This is a genomic window from Pseudarthrobacter sulfonivorans, assembly GCF_001484605.1.
In the GTDB taxonomy this organism is placed as follows: Bacteria; Actinomycetota; Actinomycetes; order Actinomycetales; family Micrococcaceae; genus Arthrobacter; species Arthrobacter sulfonivorans_A.
Window position 1 is genome coordinate 474,558 of record NZ_CP013747.1, and the last position, 20,810, is coordinate 495,367.

A 20,810-nucleotide genomic window follows, 5' to 3' on the forward strand; every position below is an offset into this window, starting at 1 on the left:
AAGCAATGACAACTACGGCAGATGCTGCCCCCCGGCTTGAAAATCCCGCCGCCCGGCTGCATGACGCGTCCATCCGCGGTTTCGCCTCGGACAACTACTCCGGTGTGCACCCCGAGGTCCTGGCCGCCCTCGCGGCAGCCAACGAGGGCCACCAGGTGTCCTACGGCGAGGACGACTACACGGCACGGCTGCAGGGGCTGATGGAGGATCACTTCGGCGCGGGCATCGAATGTTTCCCGGTGTTCAACGGCACGGGGGCCAACGTGCTGTCCCTGCAGTCGCTGCTCCCGCGCTGGGGTGCTGTGGTGTGCGCTTCGACGGCGCACATCAACATGGACGAAAACGGCGCTCCGGAACGGATCGGCGGGATCAAACTCCTGCATGTCCCCACCCCGGACGGCAAGCTGACGCCGGAGCTGATTGACCGCGAGGCGTGGGGCTGGGGCGATGAACACCGGGCACAGCCGCTGGCAGTGTCCATCACGCAGACCACCGAGCTTGGCACCTGCTACACCCCGGATGAGGTCCGGGCTATTGCCGATCATGCCCACGCCAAGGGCATGAAGCTCCACATGGACGGCGCGCGGCTGGCCAACGCGGCCGCGCACCTGGACGTGCCGCTGCGGGCTTTCACGCGCGACGCCGGCGTGGACATCCTCTCCTTCGGCGGCACCAAAAACGGGCTGCTGTACGGCGAAGTGGTGGTGGCCCTGAACCCCGAAGCGGCCCACGGCCTGAAGTTCCTGCGCAAGATGAACATGCAGCTGGCCTCGAAAATGCGCTTCCTGTCCGCCCAGTTCATCGCCCTGCTGGAAGGCGACCTGTGGCTCCGTTCGGCGTCGCACGCCAACGCCATGGCCGCCCGCCTCCGCGCCGCGGTGGACACGATCGAGGGAGTGGAGCCCACACAGAAGACGGAGTCCAACGGCGTGTTCGCCGTCCTGCCGGCCGGCATAGCTGACCGGCTGCGGGAGTCCTTCCGGTTCTACGATTGGGATGAAGCCGCCCGCGAAGTCCGCTGGATGTGCTCCTTCGACACCAGCCAGGACGACGTCGACGCCTTTGTGGCCGCGATCCGACGGGAACTCGCGGCCCACCACGCGGGCACGGAAGCCGGATAGCATGGACCGGCCGACGGCGAGCCTGCACTGCCCGCCCCCTGCTGTTGCGTAATCTGCGAAGGTGAACGCACTAGCCCAGGTTCCCCCGGATTTTCTCCACGCCTTGGGAACCCTCAGGAAGGCCCAATGCCGCAGTGAACTGCGCCTGGCGGAAATTCCCGCCCCGGCGCGCCTGGCACCGTTCGCCGTGGCACTCGGGGCCGAGGTCATGGCGCCCGGACCGGGCAGCGGCACCACGCCCGTCCACGGGCCCGCCGCCATGGCTCTGGCGGCGGCGTCCGGGACCGAGGACGACGACGACACCGAGCTGGCCACGGGCCGCTTCATCCTGCTGCACGACCCCGAAGGCTCAGCAGTATGGGACGGCGAATTCCGGATTGTCACCTACATCCGGGCCCAGCTTGAGCCCGAAATGGGCAACGACGAAATGCTGGGCACCGTCGCCTGGACCTGGCTGGTCGAGGCGCTGGAGAACCACAAGGCCCCCTACCGGGCGGCCGGCGGGACCGCCACGCGCGTCCTGTCGGAGAGCTTTGGAACACTTTCCGACCGGCCCGGATCGATCGATATCGAGCTGCGCGCCTCCTGGACACCGGAGTCCTCGGACGTTACTGCCCATCTGGAGGCGTGGTCAGACATGGTCTGCACGTTCGCCGGCCTCCCCCCTCTGCCCGACGGCGTCACGGCCCTTCCGCGCCGGCGCCGGAACTAGGACTGCCCCTTGTCGGTAAACTGAAGGCATCATGACCCCTCATATTCCGGAAAACACCACGGCCGGCGCTCCGGCTGCTGATACCACTCCCCACATCACGGTGGAAGGCTTCGACAGCCAGGTCCCCGTAGTCATTGACCTCGATGCACCGCGCGACGGCGTGCCGCTGGTTATCGAAACGCAGTCCGGGCTGGAGCGGTGCGCGGCAGCCATCGCCGCCGGAACAGGGCCCGCAGGGGTTGATGCAGAACGGGCCTCAGGATTCCGGTACGGCCAGCGCGCGTTCCTGGTGCAAATCCGGCGCGAAGGCTCCGGTACCTGGCTGATCGATCCTGAACCGTTCGAGAACCTGTCCATCATCAACGATGCGCTCCAGGGCGTGGAATGGATCCTGCATGCAGCCAGCCAGGACCTGCCCTGTCTGCTGGAGCTGGGCATGTGGCCGGACAGGCTCTTTGATACGGAGCTCGCCGCACGGCTGGCCGGCCTACCACGCGTTGGCCTGGCCGCCGTCATCGAACAGCTGCTCGGGTTTGGCCTGGCGAAGGAACATTCTGCCGCCGACTGGTCCACCCGGCCGCTGCCCGAGCCGTGGCTGCGATACGCCGCCCTGGACGTGGAAGTCCTGACCGAACTGCGCGAAGAACTCATCGAACTGCTGCAGGCCGACGGCAAGCTGGAATACGCCGAGCAGGAATTTGCCGCGATCCTTGCCGCCGGAGTCGCCCCTCCCCGGGTTGACCCCTGGCGCAAGACGTCGGGCCTGCACCAGATCCGCGACCGGCGCCAGCTGGCCGCGGTCCGCGAAATGTGGCTGGAGCGCGATTCCCTGGCGCAGAAGCGCGATGTGGCGCCGGGACGGCTGATCCCAGATTCCGCCCTGGTGTCCGCCGCCAAGGCCATGCCGTCCACCGTTCCCCAACTCCTCGGCACCAAGGGCTTCCACGGGCGTGCGGCTCAGCGTGAGGCACCCCGCTGGCTCCGGTGCATCGCCGCTGCCCGCGATCTTGAGGACCTTCCGCCGCTGCACCTGCCTACCAACGCACCGCCCCCGCCGCGGGTGTGGTCCGATCGGGACCCCGAGGCCGCCGCACGCCTGTCCACCGCCCGTCCGCTCCTGCAGGAGAAGGCGGAGGAACTGAACCTTCCCGTGGAGAACCTGCTGACGCCGGACTACCTGCGCCGCGTGGCGTGGCGCCCGCCGTCGGGCATTACCGAAGAAACAGTGGCCGCCGAGCTGCGTGCCCTCGGTGCGCGTGAGTGGCAGATCGGCGTGGTGGCACCGCTTCTCACGGACGCGTTCCTCAACCCGCAACCGCTGCCGGCCAAGGAAACCAAGGCAACTGCAGTCCCCGAGTAAACGCCCCTCACCGAGCCTTGCACACTATGTTACTGACGAGTAACATAGTGTGCACTGCCGTCCCGCCGAGCGCTGCCCTTTGGCCTCCGGACGGCGCCAACGTCTCGATGAGGAGTAAACGTGAGCCACCACGGAAGCAGCGGATCCCCGCGAACTGTCCGCGACGTCGTTTTTGTTGACGGCGTCCGCACACCCTTCGGCCGGGCCGGCGAGAAAGGCATCTACGCCGGAACCCGCGCCGATGACCTGATGGTGAAGTGCATCCGCGAACTTCTGCGCCGCAACCCCACGCTGCCCGCGGCCCGGATCGACGAAGTCGCAGTCGCAGCCACCACCCAGACCGGCGACCAGGGCCTGACCCTGGGCCGCACAGCCGCCCTCCTGGCAGGGCTCCCCCGCACCGTCCCCGGCTTCGCCATCGACCGCATGTGCGCCGGCGCCATGACTGCAGTCACCACAACGGCGAGCGGCATCGGCTTCGGCGCCTACGACGTCGTGATCGCCGGCGGCGTGGAGCACATGGGCAACCACCCGATGGGATCCGGCGCCGACCCGAACCCGCGCTTTATGTCCGAGCGCCTGGTGGATCCCGCCGCCCTGAACATGGGCAACACTGCCGAAAACCTGCACGACCGTTTCCCCGCCATCACCAAGGAACGCGCCGACGCCTACGCTGTCGCCTCGCAGGACAAACTCGAGGCCGCCTACGCCAAGGGCCAGATCCAGCCGGATCTCGTTCCGGTCGCTACCCTCAAGCCGGGTCAGGGCTGGACGGTGAACAGCGTTGATGAGCCGCCCCGCCCGGGTACCACGCTTGAGGACCTGGCGGCCCTGCGAACCCCCTTCCGCGCCCACGGCCGCGTGACGGCAGGCAACGCCGCCGGCCTGAACGACGGCGCCACCGCCGCCGTCCTGGCCTCCTCGGAAGCTGCGGCGGAACTGGGCCTGCCGGTCAAAATGCGGCTGGTCAGCTACGCCTACGCCGGCGTCGAACCGGAAGTCATGGGCATCGGCCCCGTGCCCGCCACCGAAAAGGCCCTCAAAAACGCCGGCCTCAGCATTGAGGACATCGGACTCTTCGAGGTCAATGAAGCCTTTGCCGTGCAGGTCCTCAGCTTCCTGGACCACTTTGGAATTTCCGACGACGATCCCCGGGTGAACCGGTACGGCGGCGCCATCGCGGTGGGCCACCCCCTCGCGTCCTCCGGGGTCAGGCTGATGAACCAGCTTGCGCGGCAGTTCGAAGAAGATCCCTCGGTCCGGTACGGGATCACCACCATGTGCATAGGCTTGGGCATGGGCGCCACCGTCATCTGGGAAAACCCGCGTCACTCGAAATACACAGATTACAGCGGCACCGTCGCAGCAGTAGTCCACGAAGCAAACTCAGTAGCCACCACCGAAGGAGCCCCCGCATGAGCGCCGCCGATTTCTCCAAGCTTGCCGGGCTCTTCCCCGACGAAACCGTGACCCACTCATACGTCCAGGACATCAAGCTGCCTGCCGCCCCCGGCCAGCAGAGCCCCGGCGTTTTTGCGCTGATCACCCTGGACAACGGCCTGGACCACTCCAAGCCCACCACGCTGGGACCCAATACTCTGGTGGAACTTGGCACGGTCCTGGAGGGGCTGAAGGAGCGTGCGGCCCGCGGCGAAATCGTGGGTGTGGGGGTGACCGGCAAACCGTACTTCCTTGTTGCCGGGGCCGACTTGTCCGCGGTGAAGTCGCTGGACAACCGGGATCATGGCCTGTGGATGGCGCAGCTCGGGCATGACGTTTATGCCACGCTGGCCAACCTCGGCGTCCCCAGCTTCGCGTTCATCAACGGCGTTGCCCTGGGCGGCGGCCTGGAGATCACCCTGCAGTCCACCTACCGCACGGTGTCCACCGGCGCCGGTGCATTGGCGCTTCCCGAGGCTTTCATCGGCCTGGTCCCCGGCTGGGGCGGCGTCTACATCCTGCCGCGCCTGATCGGACCCGAGAACGCGGTCAAGGTGATGATCGAGAACCCGCTCAGCAACAACCGGACGCTCAACGGGCCGCAGGCCTTCCAGCTTGGTATCGCCGACGCCCTGTTCGAACCGGCAGACTTCCTGGAGCAGTCCCTCGCCTGGGCGGCCACGGTCATCACCGGCGAGGTGGTCCCGGCGCGGGCCAACTCCGTGGACCCCGCTGATCCCGCCGTTGCCGGGCGCTGGTCTGCAGCCGTTGCCGCCGGCCGGTCGTTCGTGGAGTCCAAGACCTCCAATGCCTCGCCTGCGCCCGCTAAGGTCCTGGACATCCTCGAAGCCAACCGGACCATGTCCCAGGCCGAATCGGCTGCCCTTGAGTGCGAAACCCTCGCCGGTCTGATGCAGACAGACGAGTTCCGCGCCACGGTCTACGCGTTCCTGGATTTGGTCCAGAAGCGTTCCAAGCGGCCTGCCGGCGCACCGGACCGTAGGCTCGCCCGTCCGGTCACCAAGATCGGCGTCGTGGGTGCGGGCCTCATGGCCAGCCAGCTGGCCCTTTTGTTCGCCCGCCAGCTCAAGGTCCCCGTGGTGATGACGGACATCGACCAGGCTCGTGTGGATAAGGGCGTGGGCTACGTCCACGCCGAGGTGGACAAGCTCCTCGGCAAGAAACGGATCAGCCAGGACGCAGCCAACCGCACCAGGGCGCTGGTCACGGGATCGGTCTCCAAGGAAGCGTTCGCGGACGCCGACTTCGTCATCGAGGCCGTCTTCGAAGAGCTGAACGTCAAGAAGCAGGTCTTCGCCGAGGTGGAGGCAATCGTCTCGCCGGACTGCATCCTCGCCACCAACACGTCCTCGCTGTCCGTCACGGCCATGGCACAAGACCTCGCACACCCCGAACGGCTGGTGGGCTTCCACTTCTTCAACCCGGTGGCCGTGATGCCGCTGCTCGAAATCGTGCGCGCCCCCAAGACCGACGACGCCGTGCTGGCCACCGCTTTCGAGCTGGCCAAGGGCCTGAAGAAGACCGCGGTGCTGGTCAAGGATGCGCCGGCCTTTGTAGTCAACAGGATCCTGCTGCGGCTGATGGGCGAAGTGACGGCCGCGTTCGACGAAGGCACCCCTGCCGAGGTGGCCGACACTTCGCTGCGTCCCATGGGCCTGCCGATGACGCCGTTCACGCTGGGTGCCATGGTGGGCCTGCCGGTTGCTCAGCATGTCCAGGAGTCCCTGCACGCCGCTTTCGGAGACCGCTTCGCCGTGTCCACGAACCTGCAGAAACTGATCGAGAATGGCGTGAAATCGCTCTGGGTCCCGGCGGCCGACGGCTCCCAGGAGATCCCGGAGTCCACCCTGTCGCTGATGTCCTTCGGCACGTCACCGTCCACCGGGGACAACGTGCTGCGCCGCGTGCAGGACGCCCTCGCGGAGGAGATCGGGCTGATGCTGGATGAGGGCGTAGTGGCCGGTCCTGAGGACATCGACCTCTGCATGATCCTGGGCGCTGGCTGGCCGATGTTCCTGGGCGGCATCACGCCGTACCTGGACCGTGTTGGCGCCTCCGAACGGGTCAACGGCAGGCGCTTCCTTGCGCCCGGCGTCGCGTCGGGCCTGACGGGTCAGTCCTCCGAATCAGTCAGCCCGGATGCAGCCACCCCGGAATCAGTCCGCGGGTAGCAGGCGGCCGGCATCGATGCGCACTAACCGGTGCGCGATGGACCGGGCGTAGTCCAGGTCGTGGGTGACCAGCACGACGGCGGTGCCCTCCGCCGTCGTGCTGCGCACCACCCGGTCCAGCGCGGCCAGCCCATGGCCGTCCAGGGAAACGGTCGGTTCGTCCAGTGCAAGGACTGAGGGACGCCGGGCCAGCACTGTGGCCAGGGCCAGAAGCCGCTGCTGGGACGCGGGCAGTTCGGCCGGGTGCCGTCCGGCAAGGTGCTCCAGGCCAACGGCGGCGAGGGCCTGCTGTACCGCCTGGTCAGCCGCTGGCTGCCCACGCTCGAGTCCGAAGCGGACTTCCCGTTCCACGGTCCGCTCAAACAGCTGGTCCCTGGGCTGCTGGAAGAGGAGCCCGACGTCGGCGGCCACGCGTCCCGCGGGCTGTCCGCCGATGTTCCGTCCCCTGACCAGCACGCTGCCTGCCGTGGGCTGGAGCAAGCCGTTGAGGTGCCTTAGGAGCGTGGACTTTCCGGCGCCGTTGGGACCTGCCACAGCCAGGATCTCGCCCGCCCTGACGGCCAGGCTCAGCCCGTGCAGGACCGGGTCAGGAGTCGGGCCCGGTTGTGCCCTGAACCAGCCTCTGCGCTGCGTCCCTCGGTATGTGAACCCGACGTCACGCAGCTCCAATGCCGGCGGACCGTCGACGACGGATTCATGGCCTGCACCTGCGAGCGGCCGGAGACCTGTGTGCGGGCGGGGGCAAACCACGCCCGCCAGTTCCAGCGCCCCTGCATCCACGATTTCTCCCGGCGTGCCGGCCGCGGCCACGGTACCGCCGGCAAGGACCAGCCACGTATCGGCGTGGTGCAGGAAGGCGTCGGCCCGCTGGCTCAGGACTACGACGGCGGTGCCGTCCTGGACGAGGGTCCGCACCAGGGCAGCGAGGTCTTCGGCTCCGTCCGTGTCGAGGGAGGCGAAGGGTTCGTCCATGATGAGAACCGCGGGGCGGGAAATGACCGCGCAGCCGATGGCCAGGCGGCGCAGCTGGCCACCGGAAAGCGTGGCAGGATCCCGGTCCAGCAGCCGGGTCAGGCCGGTCTGGGCTGCCGTGTGCCGGACGGCGCCGGCCATCCCCTCGCGGTCCACCCCGGCGTTTTCCAGCCCGAAGGCCAACTCCTCGGCCACCGTGGCACGGACCGTGGACAATGCGGCGGCGGGATCCTGCGGCACAAAGCCCACCTGGCGGCCCCAGCTCCCGGGATCGATCCGCGGATCGGCGGCTTTGCCGGTGAACCGGAGACGGCTGCCGGCAAGCTCCAGAAAGCCCGCGAGTGTCCCGCCATCGCCGGGAAGCAACCAGCCGGCGAGCAGGCGTCCCAGTGTTGACTTGCCGCTGCCGGAACCGCCCAGCACGGCTGTCAGCGATCCAGCGGCGAAAGACACATCAAGTCCCGCCAGAACCGGTTCCTGCTCGCCGGGGAAGACAAATTCTTCGATAGCCGCAGCCAGGGCCGGAGGTGAGCTTTGCGCCATTACTAAGCACCCGCCGTCGGCTGCCAGAGGCGGGCGGCGATGGCCGCCACTGCAGCGAGCAGCAGAACAACACGTACGCACCGTTGGGCCGGAGGGTCTGGAACTTCCCGGTAGCTGGTGCATGGCCCGGAACTGCCGAAACCGCGGGCCTGCAAGGCTGCCGCGCGGGTGCCGGCTTCCTCCACGAGGGACAGCACCAGGGGAACCGCCTGCCACCGGAACGCGCCTGCGCGCCCGACAATTCCAGGCCGGATCACCAGGCCGCGCGCCTCCTGGGCCTGCCGGATCCGGCCCAGCCGTGAGCCGATGGCCGGCAGCAACGTCAGCGTTGAGGCGAGCACAAACGCGAACCGCGAGCGCACGCCGCGGGCGGACAGTGCAGCCACCAGGTCCGGAACGCTCATAGTAAGGGAGCACAGCAGGAGTACCGTCACCACGGCGGAAAGCTGTGCACCCCGCTTGAGGGCAAACTGGAGGCCTTCAACCGTGACGCGCGCCGGGCCCCACTGTGCCAGGACCGTGGTGCCCTCCGGAAAAAACAGTCCGTGCATGGCCAGCAGTGACAGGACCAGCGGAACCAGGATGACCGCCACCGCCGGCAGCATCCGGCGGGCCACTCCCCCTGCTACCGACAAGCCCGCGGCCGCGGCGATCACGGTGAGGGACAGCGGCCAGCTGGCAGCCGCCGTCGTGATGACTGCAGTGCTGCCGGCAGCCGCCAGCGACGTCAGGGGGTGAAGACGCATCAGGGGTGGGTCACGTGTCCCGGCCGGCGGACTGGCTGGCGGGCTGGCCAACCGACTGGTTGGCGACTGTTCCCGCAAGCACGCGATACCGCCGGACAAACGGGAACTGCAGGCGGGTGCGGCGCGGCAGGGCGTACACCAGGACGGCCACCAAGGTAAAAACGATGGCCTTGTCCATGGGGTCCGAGATCAGCGCCTGCTTGGTGATGGCCGCCAGGAGCGTGTCCCCCATGGAGCGGAAGGCGCTGACGATGGCGCCGGTGGCCAGGCCGGAGGTGCCGCCGAAGACGAACGCGGCAACGGGAGCGGAGACCACACCGCCGATGATGCCGGCCAGGAACCCTGCCACCGGTGCCAGGTAGAAGCGCCGGAACAGGCCGTGGCGTGCGGCGACGCCGGCCAGGAAGCCGATCAGGGCGGCGCCGGCGGCGAACGGCAGGACGGTGGGGTTGAAGAAGGACCAGACAATGCTGCTCAGGGCGCCCGTGGCTGCTCCGGCGGCGGGTCCGGCCAGGACGGCGATCAGGACGGTGCCGATGGCGTCGAGGTAGAAGGGCACCAAGGTGCTGCCCACAAACTGGCCCAGGACAATGTTCAGGACCAGTGCCACCGGAATCAGCACCAGCGTGGACACAGGCAGTGTGGGCAGTACGCCGATTATCAGCAGCACCGCCCCCACGAGGAAGCCGGACAGGGCGATCAGGGCCGACGCGCTGCCGGGGCCGCCGGTGATGTCCGCGGGCTGGTTCAGGACCAGGTAAATGTACGTGCCGGCGATGGCCAACGCGCCGAGGGTTTCCAGCAGGCGGCGGTTCCGGGTGGTGGCCGGCGTCTGGGACGGCAGGGTGATGGAGGGCGATGACATGGCGTTCCTTCTGGGATGCAGGCTGTGTCGCCCGGATGGCCCGGGCGGTGCGGAACGCCGCCTATGTCACCTCGGCGGCAGCCGGGGGCGTCTGCGCCGGCCCGGATCCGGCATCAGTCTACCGGTTCCGGGACCCGTCAAGCCGGGCGTTGCATGTCGGTGTGACCAGAGAGGTTCCCCGCGATCTGCTGACCTGTGTTTGAGTTAGAGACATGGCCTCCCTGCATACGGACGAAGTTAACCTCAAGGAGAAGACAGTCCGTCGACTCATCAATCACCAGTTCCCTGCCTGGGAGCACCTGGCCCTCTCGCCTGCCGGGGAAGGCACAGACAATCGCATGTTGCGCCTGGGCGATGATCTGGTGGTGAGGTTGCCGCGGACGTCGGGCACCGCGGCCGATGTGGCCAAGGAACAGACATGGCTGCCGCGCCTTGCACCGCACCTTCCGCTCGGCATTCCCGAGCCTGTGGCAATCGGCAGACCGGATGAAAGCTACCCGTTCCCCTGGTCGGTGTACCGGTGGGTCGACGGTACAGAGCTGAACCCGGAAAGTGAGCAGGATCTGTCCCGGCTCGGCCGGGACCTGGCTGGCTTTGTCCGCGCCCTCCACAGCATCGACCTCATGGGCGCACGGCGGGAGGAGCCACTGTTGTCGTACCGTGGCGGCAGTCTGCGGGATCTCTCCACCGGGACGTCAGCGAACCTCGACGCCTGCCGCGGCATACAGGGACTCCAGTTGGATCTCGACGGCCTGCAGTCCATCTGGCAAGCGGCGTTGGAACTCGATCAGCCACGGTTGGCGCACACCTGGATGCACACCGACCTCAAGCCCTCCAACCTCCTGGTCCGAAACAGCGTGCTGGTGGGGGTGGTCGATTTCGGCGGTCTCTCGGTCGGTGATCCGACCTGCGAGCACGCCGCGGTCTGGGATCTCCCGGCCGAAGCCAGGCATGCGTACGCCGAGGAACTGGGCCTCGACAAAAGCACACGGCTGCGCGCTCGTGCCTGGGCGTTGGCCATCGCACTGTCGGGGGTTCCCTACTACTGGTCCACCTGGCCGGACTTCGCCCAGGAGTGCGTTCGCAGGCTTCAACTGATTCTGCGGGACACGGACGATGTGTAACTCGGGGACCTCACAACGTGTCCCGGAAGCGGACCGGTTGACGGAACCTGGAACCCGCCAAACTAAGCTGCAATTAGCCGCCACTCCTGGCTAACAGTCACACTTGCCGTCCTGACCTTCCGAAAGGCACAAATGCCCCATTACGACCTGGCCATCATCGGATCAGGATCCGGCAATTCGCTGATCACCCCGTTCTGGGACGGCAAGAAAGTAGCCATGATCGACGGCGGCGTGTTCGGCGGCACGTGCCTGAACGTCGGCTGCATCCCCACCAAGATGTTTGTGTACCCGGCATCGTTGGCCGCCGCGCCCCGGGAGGCCGCCCTACTGGGTGTGGACCTGAGCCTGGACAAGGTGCGCTGGAACGAACTGCGCGACAGGATCTTTGGCCGGATTGATGCGATTTCCGAGTCCGGCCGCCGGTACCGCGCGGAGGAATTGAAGAATGTGGACCTGTTCCAGGAGCACGTCCGGTTCACCGGTCCGCGGACGCTCAGCACTGATTCCGGGGTGGAGCTCACCGCGGACCGGGTGGTCATTGCCGCCGGTTCAAGGGCCGTGCTCCCGGACGTGCCGGGGATTGGCCTGCCGCAGGTGCACACCTCGGACACGGTGATGCGCATCGACGGTCCGCCCGAGCGGGTGGTGGTGGGCGGCGGGTACATAGCCGCCGAGTTCGCTGCCGTGTTCCACGGTTTCGGGGCCAAGGTGACCCAGGTCAACCGTTCGCAGCGGCTGCTTCGCGGGAACGACGCCGAAATCGCCGGGCGCTTCGCCGCAGCTGCGGCCAGCCGCTGGAAGCTCCGGCTTGGCTACTCGCTCCAGGCAGTGGAGGACAACGGCGAAGGCAGCGTCACCGTGGTGTTCGCGGACGACGACGGCATACCGCTGCGGGTCGCGGCGGACATCGTCCTGATGGCCACCGGACGGGTGCCGAACACCGACCGGCTGGGTGTGGACGCCGCGGGCTTTGACCTGGATGAGGACCACACCCTGTCCGTGGACGTGAACCTCCGGGTCCTCGCCGGCGGCAAACCCGTTGACGGTGTCTATGCCCTGGGTGACATCGCCAACAGCTACCAGCTCAAGCACGTCGCCAACCGGGAGGCCCGGGTGGTGGCGCACAACCTGGAACACCCGGACCGGCTCCCGAGCATCGACTACACCGCGGTGCCGTTTGCGGTATTCAGCAATCCGCAGGTGGCCTCCGTGGGCCTGACCGAGGAGGAAGCCCGGTCCCAGGCAACAGGCGGGACAGACGTTGTGACCGCCGTCCAGGACTACGGCTCCACTGCCTACGGCTGGGCCATGGAGGACGAGGAAGGGGTGGTCAAGCTTGTGGCCGAGCGGTCCAGCGGCCGCCTGCTCGGCGCGCACATCATGGGCCACGAGGCCTCGCTCCTGATCCAGCCGCTGATCCAGGCGATGGCCACCGACGTATCGGTCCACCAGCTCGCGCGGGGACCGTACTGGATCCATCCGGCCCTCATGGAAGTGGTGGAGAACGCCCTGCTCGCGCTGGACGTGGACTTGCCTGAAAACGCGCCGTTGTAGGGCGAACGTTCAGCGCAGCCGCGCCGCGAGGCCGCCGACGGACCGTATCAATTCCCCGAAGGCCTGCTCAGGGTTGTTGTTCGAGACGATCCGGGCATTTGGCGGGTGATTCCACAGGTTCCGGTAATCGGCCACGGTGGTCCCCATCAGCAGGGGCGATTCAACCTCGACGTCCACGGTGGCCAGGCGGGTTGCGTAATCGAGGGTCCCGGCGGCCACACCGGCAGCGAAGTAGTCGTGGACGTGCGCCAGGTAGCCCTGGCCGTAGAGACGGTGAAACTCAAAGTAGAAGCGCAGGGCATCGGACAGGTGCCGCACCAGCGGACTGTCCGCCGTGCTCCTGAGCCCTTCAGGCTGCTTCGGCAGGACCAGCTCCCGCTCACTGCAGCCGGCCGCCTCCGCGAGCCGCAACACATGCTCCGGCCGCAGCTCGATCCGCTCAGTGGTGTCCAGTGAACAGACAATGGGCAGCCGGTCCACCGGCAGGCCGCGGTAGGCCGCATAAACTTCCTTGGCCGCCTGCGGATCAACGTGCGTATTCCATTCGGCGGTGGGAGTGGTGTTCCCCTGGTGGTAGAAGCTGCCGCCCATGATCACTACCTTGCCCAGCAGTTCGGGCAGCCGAGGTTCGCGGCGGATGGCCAGCGCGAAGTTCGTCAGCGGCGCCGTGATCAGGGCCGTGAGCTCCCCCGGATGTGCACGGGCCGCCTCCACCCACAGGTCGGCGGCGTGCTGCGCCGAGACCGTCCCCGACGGCGGCGGCAGGACGGCGTGGCCAATGCCCTGGGGTCCATGGGTTTCCGGCGTGGTCACCAGCGGAATGCTCAACGGAGCGAACGCGCCGACGGCGACCTCCACCCCTGTGCGTCCGCACAGCTCCAGCATCGCGAGGGTGTTTCGCGCCACCTGGTGTGCGTCCACGTTCCCGGGCGACGCCGTCACGGCCACAAACTCCATGTCGGGCAGCGAGGCCAGGTAGGCCAGCGCCAAGGCGTCGTCAATCCCGGTGTCAACGTCCAGTAGTAGCTTGGTCATCTGCCGAGTTTCCTAGAAGAGCGCAACTTTGGGGACCTTCGGGAAGATCGCATCCAGTTCCGCGAGCTCCGCCGGCGACGGCACCCAGGCCGCAGCGGCCGCATTTTCGCGGACCTGCTCCGGCCTGGTGGCCCCGGCGATCACGCTGCTGACGGCCGGCTGGGCCGCGAGCCAAGAGAAGGCCACCTGGATCTCGGTCAGGCCGCGAACTGCCGCGAAGGAACTGAAACGCTGGAGCTGGTCCCAGTCGGCGTCGTGCACCATGTTGGTCCGCGTATGGCTCAGCCGCGACCCCGCCGGAGCCGACCCCGGCGAATACTTGCCCGTCAGCAGGCCGTTGGCCAGCGGGAAGTAGGGCAGGACACCCAGGCCGTAGGCTTCTGCCGCCGGGGTGACCTCGAGTTCTGCCCGCCGGTCCAGGAGGTTGTAGTGGTTCTGCGTCGAAATGAAACGGGTGCCGCCGGCGGCCCGGGCCACAAATTCCGCCTCGGCAATCTGCCAGCCGGCGCGGTTGGAGTGTCCGATGTAACGGACCTTGCCGCTGGAGACAAGGTCATCGAGGGCACTCAGCGTCTCCCCGATGGGAGTCAGGGGGTCAGGCGTGTGGAACTGGTAAAGGTCGATCCAGTCCGTGCCCAGCCGCCGCAGCGACGCCTCCACCGCACGGAGAATGTAGCGCCGGGACCCCCGGGCGCCAAAGTCGTTGCCGTTGGCACCCCGGACGTCCATGCCGAACTTGGTGGCTACCACCGCATCATCCCGCTTGCCGGCCAGGGCCTTGCCCAGCATCGTCTCGCTGAGACCGGGTTCGCGCCCGTAGTTGTCGGCGACGTCGAAAAGCGTCACGCCGGCGTCGAGGGCAGCATGGACGACGGCGTCAGTCCCCGCCTGCGATTCGGTCACCGTGTTGGCGCGGCCCAGGTTGTTGCAGCCGAGCCCCACCACGGAGACGGTCAGCCCTGAGTTTCCCAGGCGTCGGTAGTCAGGCATGGATTTCCCCTCTAGAGGCTGAAGGTGTTGGCAGGCTTCGCGGAGTGCTTGAGTTTGAAGTTGTCCGGATCGTTGAAGGGGGCGGCACCGATGCTGAGCTTGGTGAAGTCGAGGTCTTCGCCGCGGCTGCACACCTTGATGGCGCTGACGGCCTTGTTCATGTCGGGGCAGAGGCAGAAGATGTTCAGTTTGTAGTCACTGAACTCCGAGCGTTCCACGGTTCCCAGGCCGCGCCAGGCCAGGTGGCTGATGAGCGCGTCCTTCGCCTTTTCCTCAAGGTAGCGGTCACGGTCGGTGCCCTCCTTGGTTTTGAGGGCGAACTGCGCCACCACCCAGAACTGGTCCTCGTCGGGGATTTCGCCGAAGCCGTCCTCTGCGCACTGCACGGCAAAGGCATCCATCAGGCCCTCAACCGCAGCGGCATCAGCCACATCGGTCTCTTCGGTTTTGCTCTGGTGGCCAACCACACCGTAGTTCATCACAAACTGGCTGTAGTCCTCGTCGAACCAGCCTTCACGGAAGTGCAGTACTCCCTCGTCGTCCCGTTTGTAGACCCTGATGATTCCGCTCATGACCGTCCCTTCGTGAACCATCCGGCGTCTGTTCCGTCGAATGGTGCGTGCTGTGCCTTGACGGCCTGATATAGCTCGTCCGCGGCCGTTTGGATGTCATCCACCAGCAGGTCCGGGTAATTCATGGCGGTGCGGTGCAAGGCGAACTCGTCCTGGTCATCGATGAAGACTCCCCGGCCGGCCATGCGGATCACGTCCAGGTCCATGTCGATCACATGGAACTCGGTGACCGCGGGCCGGATGTCCGTCCACTCGTGGGCGACGGCGAGGTCCACGTAGACCCTCACCCCGCTGGGGTGGGCGTCGTCGTAGAACGTGGCCACCCAGTCTCCGGACCGCGGCACCAGGAGCACGGCGTCGGATGCTGTGTAAAAGGCAGCGCCCGGGCGCGAACAGAATTCGTTGGTTCCCTGGAAGATCCACCAGCCGTGCCGGTCCTCGCCGAGGTACCGCCCCGGGACCACCCAGTGGGCTTGCCCGTTCCATTTCCGGTTCCGGGCCACCACCAGCTGGCCTGGCTGCAGTCCCGCGGGAACGCGGGTGGTGCTGGTGTGCCTCGCCGGGCTTGAATCCCCGACGGCGGCCGGATACTTCAGTGCGTCTTCTTCCCTCACAGGATCGGCAGGCTGCCGGTGGTGGGGTGTTCCTGGCCTGGCAGGGGGCGCGCGAAGGGGACCTTTGTGCCCAGAACCTGGGCGACGACGTCGTGCGTGATCTGCTGGGCCGTCAGCCCGACGCGCTCCAGCACCTGGCTGCGTGTGCCGTGGTCCAGGAACTCCGCAGGGAGCCCCACCTCGTTCAGGGCGGTGTCAACGCCGGCGGCGCGCATTTCCTGCCGGATCCGCGATCCGACGCCGCCTGCCCTGACACCGTCCTCGATGCAGATGACCAGCCGGTGGTGGGAGGCCAGCGCGATGATGGAACGCCGCACGGGCAGCACCCAGCGCGGGTCCACCACGGTGGTGCTGATGCCTTGGGCGCCCAGGCGGTTGGACACGTCCAGGGCCAGTTCTGACATGGCTCCGACGCTGACGATCAGGACGTCGTTTTCGGTGGAACCGGCCGGCCGGCGGGCCAGCACGTCAACACCGTCACCCAGGCGTTCGATGGCTTCCACTTCGGAGCCCACGGTGCCCTTGGAGAAGCGCACCACGGTGGGGGCGTCGTTGATGGCCACGGCCTCACGGAGCTCTTCCCGCAGCCGGGAGGCGTCGCGTGGCGCGGCGAGGTGAAGACCGGGAACGATCTGGACCATTGCCATGTCCCACATGCCGTGATGGCTGGCCCCGTCCGGGCCGGTGACGCCGGCCCGGTCCAGGACGATGGTGACGCCGGCTTTGTGCAATGCCACGTCCATGAGGAGCTGGTCAAAGGCACGGTTCAGGAAGGTGGCATACACGGCCACCACGGGGTGGAGCCCGCCGAAAGCCATGCCGGCGGCGGACGTCAGCGCATGCTGCTCGGCGATGCCGACATCGATCACGCGGTCCGGGTGCTTGGCCGCAAACTTGTGCAGGCCCACGGGAATGAGCATTGCCCCGGTGATGCCGACAATGTCGGGGCGTTCGTCGGCGATCTTCGCGATCTCGTCAGCAAAAACAGACGTCCAGGACTGTGCCCCGGAAACTCCTGTTGGCTCACCCGTCTCCGGATCGATAATGCCGACGGCGTGGAACTGGTCCGCTTCATGGGCCCGGGCCGGGGCGTAGCCGTGGCCCTTTTCGGTCATGGCGTGGACAATCACGGGTCCGGCGTAATTCCTGGCAGTGGACAGGGCGTGCTCCATGGCCTGCAGGTTATGGCCGTCAACGGGGCCAATGTACTTCATGCCGAGGTCTTCGAACATGCCCTGCGGCGCCCACCAGTCCTTGATGCCCTTTTTCATGGCATGCAGGCTCTTGTAGGTGAACTGACCTATGGGGCCGCCGTTCTGGAGCTTCTTCTTCCACCAGTCCAGCGTGCCCTCATAGGCAGGGGCGGCGCGGAAAGAGTCGATGGTGGGGCGCAGTGAGGCAAGGTAGTCCGCGAAGCCGCCCACCGTGGGGGCATAGGAGCGGCCGTTGTCGTTGACCACGATCACCACGCGGCGGCGCTTGTCCGCCGCAATGTTGTTGATGGCCTCCCAGGCCATGCCGCCGGTCAGCGCCCCGTCTCCGACGACGGCGACGGTGTATCGCTCCGACTCGCCGGTGAGCTGCCTGGCACGGGATATGCCGTCCGCCCAGGAGAGGGAGGAGGAAGCATGGGAGCTTTCCACGATGTCATGCTCGGACTCGGCGCGGGACGGGTAGCCGGACATGCCGCCCTGCTGGCGCAGGGTACTGAAGTCCTGGCGGCCGGTGAGGAGCTTGTGCACATAGGACTGGTGGCCCGTGTCGAACACAATGCTGTCCCGGGGCGAATCGAAGATGCGGTGCACGGCCAGGGTCAGTTCCACAACGCCGAGGTTCGGTCCGAGGTGTCCACCTGTCTGGGAGACATTGGTGATCAGGAAACTCCTGACCTCAGCGGCCAGCTTTTCGAGCTGCCCTTGAGACAGCTGGTTCAGGTCCTGCGGATTCCGGATGGTGTCCAAGATTCCCAATGACCCCTCCTTCGGGTGGTAGACGTGCCTGTTAACTCTAACGCCTCGCGGAAAATGCAAAGCCGAAGCCCCGGCTGGTCGGTGACCGGCCGGGGCTTCGAAAGAGTACTGCGTGGGTTCAGATTCCGGCTAGTTGGCGGAGATCTGGCGCAGGACGTACTGCAGGATGCCGCCGTTGCGGTAGTAGTCGGCTTCGCCCGGAGTATCGATGCGGAGTACTGCATCGAAGGACTTGGCGGAGCCGTCTTCTGCTGTGGCGGTGACCTTGAGGGTCTTGGGCGTGGTGCCTTCGTTCAGGGCGGTGACGCCCTCAACCGCAAAGGTTTCCGTGCCGGTCAGGCCCAGGGTGGCTGCGGACTCTCCAGCCGGGAACTGCAGGGGCAGGACGCCCATGCCGATCAGGTTGGAGCGGTGGATACGCTCGTAGCTCTCGGCGACGACGGCCTTGACGCCCAGCAGGGCGGTGCCCTTCGCTGCCCAGTCACGCGAGGATCCGGAACCGTATTCCTTGCCCGCCAGGACCACCAGCGGGGTGCCGGCTGCCTGGTAGTTCTGCGCGGCGTCGTAGACATATGCCTGCGGGCCGTCAGCCTGGGTGAAGTCGCGGGTGAAGCCACCTTCGACGCCGTCCAGGATCTGGTTCTTGATGCGGATGTTCGCGAACGTGCCGCGGATCATGACTTCGTGGTTGCCACGGCGTGAGCCATAGGAGTTGAAGTCCTTGCGCTCCACACCGTTGGCCAGCAGGTACTGGCCGGCGGGGGTGTCCGACTTGAAGGAACCGGCCGGGGAGATGTGGTCGGTGGTGACCGAATCGCCCAGCTTCAGCAGCACGCGTGCGCCGGAGATGTCCTGTACGGGTTCCGGCTGCGCCTTGATGCCATCGAAGTACGGGGGCTTCCGGACGTAGGTGGAGTTCGGGTCCCAGGCGAAGGTGTCGCCGGCCGGGGTGTCGAGCGCCTTCCAGCGTGCGTCGCCGTCAAAGACGCCCTCGTAGCCGCGGGCGAACATGTCCTTGTCGATCGAGGAATCGATGACCTGCTGGACCTCAACCGGGTTGGGCCAGATGTCCTTCAGGAAGACGTCGTTGCCGGCTTCGTCCTTGCCCAGGGAATCGGTGTCGAAGTCGAAGTCCATGGAACCGGCCAGGGCGTAAGCAATGACCAGCGGCGGGGAGGCCAGGTAGTTCATCTTCACGTCCGGGTTAATCCGGCCCTCGAAGTTGCGGTTACCGGAAAGCACCGCGGTGACGGAAAGGTCGTTGGCCTGAATGGCCTCGGAGATTTCGGCGTCCAGCGGGCCGGAGTTGCCGATGCACGTCGCGCAGCCGTAGCCCACGATGTAGAAGCCGAGCTTCTCCAGGTACGGGGTGAGGCCCGACTTGTTGTAGTAGTCGGTGACAACCTTGGACCCGGGAGCCACGGAGGTCTTGACCCACGGCTTCGAGGTCAGGCCCTTGTCGACGGCGTTGCGGGCCAGCAGGGCTGCGGCCAGCATCACCGAGGGGTTGGACGTGTTGGTGCAGGACGTGATCGAGGCGATGGATACCGCTCCGTGGTCCAGCTCGAACTCGCGGCCGTCTTCAGTCTTGATGTGCACCGGGTTGGACGGACGCCCGTGGGCGCCGTTCGCTGCGGACACAACACGGCTGGTCTCGGTGGTGTGCGAGTCGGCGTGCGTGAACGACGGCGCATCCGATGCGGGGAAGGACTCGTCCAAGGACTCGTCCACGCTGCCGTCTTCGATGGCGACGTAGTTGTGGATGTCCTTGCGGAACTGTTCCTTGGCATCCGTCAGCTCAATGCGGTCCTGGGGACGCTTGGGGCCGGAGATGGAGGGAACAACCGTGGACAGGTCCAGCTCGAGGTACTCGGAGAACTTGATCTCGCGGGAAGCATCGTGCCAGAGGCCCTGCTCCTTGGCGTAGGACTCCACGAGTGCCACATTTTCGTCCGAGCGGCCGGTGAGGCGCAGGTAGTCCAATGTGACGTCGTCGATGGGGAACATTGCGGCGGTGGAGCCGAATTCGGGGCTCATGTTGCCGATGGTGGCGCGGTTGGCCAGCGGCACGGCCGCGACACCTTCGCCGTAGAATTCCACGAACTTGCCCACAACACCGTGCTTGCGCAGCTGCTCGGTAATGGTCAGCACCACGTCCGTGGCCGTGGCGCCGGCCGGAATGGACCCGGTCAGCTTGAAGCCCACAACACGCGGGATGAGCATCGAGACAGGCTGTCCCAGCATGGCCGCTTCGGCTTCGATGCCGCCAACGCCCCAGCCCAGGACACCCAGGCCGTTGACCATGGTGGTGTGCGAGTCGGTGCCGACGCAGGTGTCCGGGTAGGCCCGGAGGACGCCGTCGATTTCGCGGGTCATGACCGTGCGGGCCAGGTATTCGATGTTGACCTGGTGCACAATGCCGGTTCCCGGGGGAACAACCTTGAAGTCATCGAATGCGGTCTGGCCCCAACGCAGGAACTGGTAACGCTCGCCATTGCGCTGGTATTCGATCTCCATATTGCGCTCCAGTGCGCCGGAGTTACCGAAAGCGTCGATCTGCACGGAGTGGTCAATGACCATTTCCGCAGGAGCGAGGGGGTTGACCCGCTTGGGGTCGCCTCCGAGTTCCTTGACCGCTTCACGCATTGTCGCCAGGTCCACCACGCAGGGGACGCCGGTGAAGTCCTGCATGATCACGCGGGCAGGCGTGAACTGGATTTCTGTATTGGGCTGGGCATCAGGATCCCAGCCAGCCAAGGCACGCACGTGATCGGCCGTGATGTTCGCGCCGTCCTCGGTCCTCAACAGGTTTTCAAGCAATACCTTGAGGCTGAACGGAAGGTTTTCTGCACCTTCAACGGAGTTCAACCGGAAAATTTCGTATTCGGTTCCGGCTACATTAAGTTTGCCTTTTGAACCGAAGCTGTCCACAGTGCTCATCGCAGGACTCCTCTCGCAACAGTTTCATCTTTGTCGCGCGGTAGACCGCTTGCTAGTTAG

16 protein-coding genes are annotated in these 20,810 nt (G+C 66.5%); 7 read left to right on the plus strand and 9 right to left on the minus strand.

All coding sequences use genetic code 11. The annotated features are described in order from the left end of the window. The first annotated feature begins 5 nt into the window (after window positions 1-5). The 5 genes from AU252_RS02110 (at window position 6) to AU252_RS02130 (ending at window position 6,825) form a co-directional block, all read left to right on the plus strand. The gene (locus AU252_RS02110) at window positions 6-1,121 is read left to right on the plus strand and encodes a threonine aldolase family protein (protein WP_058929307.1); all 1,116 of its coding nucleotides are present in this window, start codon (window positions 6-8) and stop codon (window positions 1,119-1,121) included. Between the two features lie 61 nt (window positions 1,122-1,182). Next, window positions 1,183-1,833, plus strand: a complete 651-nt coding sequence (locus tag AU252_RS02115; protein ID WP_058929308.1) for a DUF3000 domain-containing protein — start codon at window positions 1,183-1,185, stop codon at window positions 1,831-1,833. Between the two features lie 31 nt (window positions 1,834-1,864). Beyond that, complete coding sequence (locus AU252_RS02120) at window positions 1,865-3,193, plus strand: HRDC domain-containing protein (protein ID WP_058929309.1); 1,329 nt, start codon at window positions 1,865-1,867, stop codon at window positions 3,191-3,193. 120 nt (window positions 3,194-3,313) lie between these two features. Further along, window positions 3,314-4,612 (plus strand): thiolase family protein, encoded by a 1,299-nt coding sequence (locus AU252_RS02125; RefSeq protein ID WP_058929310.1) that lies wholly within the window; start codon window positions 3,314-3,316, stop codon window positions 4,610-4,612. Further along, window positions 4,609-6,825 carry a 3-hydroxyacyl-CoA dehydrogenase NAD-binding domain-containing protein gene (locus AU252_RS02130; protein ID WP_058929311.1) on the plus strand — a complete coding sequence of 739 codons (2,217 nt, stop codon included), beginning with the start codon at window positions 4,609-4,611 and terminating at the stop codon, window positions 6,823-6,825. Before AU252_RS02125 ends, AU252_RS02130 begins: the two co-directional genes overlap by 4 nt. Here AU252_RS02130 and AU252_RS02135 read toward each other — a convergent pair. The 3 genes from AU252_RS02135 to AU252_RS02145 are packed head-to-tail and all read right to left on the minus strand — an operon-like array spanning window position 6,811 to window position 9,951. Then, window positions 6,811-8,340: an ABC transporter ATP-binding protein gene (locus AU252_RS02135; protein WP_058929312.1), complete on the minus strand. Its 1,530-nt coding sequence runs from the start codon at window positions 8,338-8,340 to the stop codon at window positions 6,811-6,813. The two genes, AU252_RS02130 and AU252_RS02135, sit on opposite strands and share 15 nt — an antisense overlap. 2 nt (window positions 8,341-8,342) lie before the next feature. Then, on the minus strand, window positions 8,343-9,086 hold the full coding sequence (locus AU252_RS02140) for an energy-coupling factor transporter transmembrane component T (protein WP_058929313.1): 744 nt from the start codon (window positions 9,084-9,086) through the stop codon (window positions 8,343-8,345). A 10-nt stretch (window positions 9,087-9,096) separates the two neighbouring features. Next, window positions 9,097-9,951 carry a hypothetical protein gene (locus AU252_RS02145; protein ID WP_058929314.1) on the minus strand — a complete coding sequence of 285 codons (855 nt, stop codon included), beginning with the start codon at window positions 9,949-9,951 and terminating at the stop codon, window positions 9,097-9,099. Between the two features lie 212 nt (window positions 9,952-10,163). Between AU252_RS02145 and AU252_RS02155 the strand changes: the two genes are divergently transcribed. Continuing rightward, window positions 10,164-11,075 (plus strand): aminoglycoside phosphotransferase family protein, encoded by a 912-nt coding sequence (locus AU252_RS02155; protein ID WP_058929316.1) that lies wholly within the window; start codon window positions 10,164-10,166, stop codon window positions 11,073-11,075. A 132-nt stretch (window positions 11,076-11,207) separates the two neighbouring features. Then, a complete protein-coding gene (locus AU252_RS02160; RefSeq protein WP_058929317.1) occupies window positions 11,208-12,629 on the plus strand; it encodes a mycothione reductase in 1,422 nt (473 codons plus the stop codon). A 9-nt stretch (window positions 12,630-12,638) separates the two neighbouring features. Here the strand turns inward: AU252_RS02160 and AU252_RS02165 are convergent, their stop codons facing one another. The 6 genes from AU252_RS02165 to acnA form a co-directional block, all read right to left on the minus strand. Continuing rightward, window positions 12,639-13,664, minus strand: a complete 1,026-nt coding sequence (locus AU252_RS02165) for a nucleoside hydrolase (protein ID WP_058929318.1) — start codon at window positions 13,662-13,664, stop codon at window positions 12,639-12,641. Between the two features lie 12 nt (window positions 13,665-13,676). After that, window positions 13,677-14,654 (minus strand): aldo/keto reductase, encoded by a 978-nt coding sequence (locus tag AU252_RS02170; protein ID WP_058929319.1) that lies wholly within the window; start codon window positions 14,652-14,654, stop codon window positions 13,677-13,679. 11 nt (window positions 14,655-14,665) lie between these two features. Further along, a complete protein-coding gene (locus tag AU252_RS02175) occupies window positions 14,666-15,226 on the minus strand; it encodes a hypothetical protein (RefSeq protein ID WP_058929320.1) in 561 nt (186 codons plus the stop codon). Then, the gene (locus tag AU252_RS02180; protein ID WP_083510225.1) at window positions 15,223-15,840 is read right to left on the minus strand and encodes a DUF402 domain-containing protein; all 618 of its coding nucleotides are present in this window, start codon (window positions 15,838-15,840) and stop codon (window positions 15,223-15,225) included. Before AU252_RS02180 ends, AU252_RS02175 begins: the two co-directional genes overlap by 4 nt. Continuing rightward, entirely contained in the window at window positions 15,837-17,810 is a 1,974-nt protein-coding gene (gene dxs, locus AU252_RS02185; protein WP_058929321.1) for a 1-deoxy-D-xylulose-5-phosphate synthase, read from the minus strand. Before dxs ends, AU252_RS02180 begins: the two co-directional genes overlap by 4 nt. Before the next feature lie 129 nt (window positions 17,811-17,939). Next, a complete protein-coding gene (acnA, locus tag AU252_RS02190) occupies window positions 17,940-20,750 on the minus strand; it encodes an aconitate hydratase AcnA (protein ID WP_058929322.1) in 2,811 nt (936 codons plus the stop codon). Window positions 20,751-20,810: the final 60 nt, after the last annotated feature.

Excerpts from the sequence above, each read along its gene's own strand:
- acnA (WP_058929322.1), bottom strand. The coding sequence starts at position 20,750 with ATGAGCACTGTGGACAGCTTCGGTTCAAAAGGCAAACTTAATGTAGCC.
- AU252_RS02165 (WP_058929318.1), bottom strand. The coding sequence starts at position 13,664 with ATGACCAAGCTACTACTGGACGTTGACACCGGGATTGACGACGCCTTG.
- AU252_RS02160 (WP_058929317.1), top strand. The coding sequence starts at position 11,208 with ATGCCCCATTACGACCTGGCCATCATCGGATCAGGATCCGGCAATTCG.
- AU252_RS02145 (WP_058929314.1), bottom strand. The coding sequence starts at position 9,951 with ATGTCATCGCCCTCCATCACCCTGCCGTCCCAGACGCCGGCCACCACC.
- AU252_RS02135 (WP_058929312.1), bottom strand. The coding sequence starts at position 8,340 with ATGGCGCAAAGCTCACCTCCGGCCCTGGCTGCGGCTATCGAAGAATTT.
- AU252_RS02110 (WP_058929307.1), top strand. The coding sequence starts at position 6 with ATGACAACTACGGCAGATGCTGCCCCCCGGCTTGAAAATCCCGCCGCC.
- AU252_RS02120 (WP_058929309.1), top strand. The coding sequence starts at position 1,865 with ATGACCCCTCATATTCCGGAAAACACCACGGCCGGCGCTCCGGCTGCT.
- AU252_RS02130 (WP_058929311.1), top strand. The coding sequence starts at position 4,609 with ATGAGCGCCGCCGATTTCTCCAAGCTTGCCGGGCTCTTCCCCGACGAA.
- AU252_RS02175 (WP_058929320.1), bottom strand. The coding sequence starts at position 15,226 with ATGAGCGGAATCATCAGGGTCTACAAACGGGACGACGAGGGAGTACTG.
- AU252_RS02155 (WP_058929316.1), top strand. The coding sequence starts at position 10,164 with ATGGCCTCCCTGCATACGGACGAAGTTAACCTCAAGGAGAAGACAGTC.
- AU252_RS02170 (WP_058929319.1), bottom strand. The coding sequence starts at position 14,654 with ATGCCTGACTACCGACGCCTGGGAAACTCAGGGCTGACCGTCTCCGTG.
- AU252_RS02140 (WP_058929313.1), bottom strand. The coding sequence starts at position 9,086 with ATGCGTCTTCACCCCCTGACGTCGCTGGCGGCTGCCGGCAGCACTGCA.